Below are 573 nucleotides of genomic sequence, written 5' to 3' on the forward strand. Positions count from 1 at the left end.
GGACAACGCTCCACATCATTCAGATCTGAAGTGTGATGAGCATCAATATCAAGAGGATATGAAACGATGAGTACCGCAAAACTGGTTAAATCAAAAGCGTCTAATCTGGTCTATACCCGCAACGATGTCGCTGACAGCGAAAAGAAAGCGACCATTGAGCTGTTGAATCGCCAGGTGATCCAGTTCATTGACCTGTCACTTATCACCAAGCAGGCACACTGGAATATGCGCGGTGCGAACTTTATCGCCGTGCACGAAATGCTGGATGGCTTCCGTACCGCGCTGACCGAACATCTGGACACCATGGCCGAGCGCGCGGTGCAGCTGGGCGGCGTCGCCCTGGGTACCACTCAGGTCATTAACAGCAAAACCCCGCTGCAGAGCTACCCACTGGACATCCATCACGTTCAGGATCACCTGAAAGCCCTGGCTGACCGCTACGCGGTAGTGGCGAACGATGTGCGTAAGGCGATCGACGAAGCAAAAGACGAAGACACTGCAGATATCTTCACCGCGGCTTCCCGCGATCTGGATAAATTCCTGTGGTTCATTGAAGCCAACATCGAGTAAGGC

1 protein-coding gene is annotated in these 573 nt (G+C 52.9%); it reads left to right on the top strand.

Features of this window, described 5'->3' with window-relative positions; translation table 11 throughout:
• Positions 1 to 66: 66 nt before the first annotated feature.
• On the top strand, positions 67 to 570 hold the full coding sequence (dps, locus tag H9Y04_RS49300; RefSeq protein ID WP_002895841.1) for a DNA starvation/stationary phase protection protein Dps: 504 nt from the start codon (positions 67 to 69) through the stop codon (positions 568 to 570).
• Positions 571 to 573 lie beyond the last annotated feature (3 nt).

Source organism: Streptomyces polyasparticus (assembly GCF_014493765.1).
In the GTDB taxonomy this organism is placed as follows: domain Bacteria; phylum Actinomycetota; class Actinomycetes; order Streptomycetales; family Streptomycetaceae; genus Streptomyces; species Streptomyces polyasparticus.

Coding starts and splice junctions, on each gene's coding strand:
- dps (WP_002895841.1), top strand. CDS start 67: ATGAGTACCGCAAAACTGGTTAAATCAAAAGCGTCTAATCTGGTCTAT.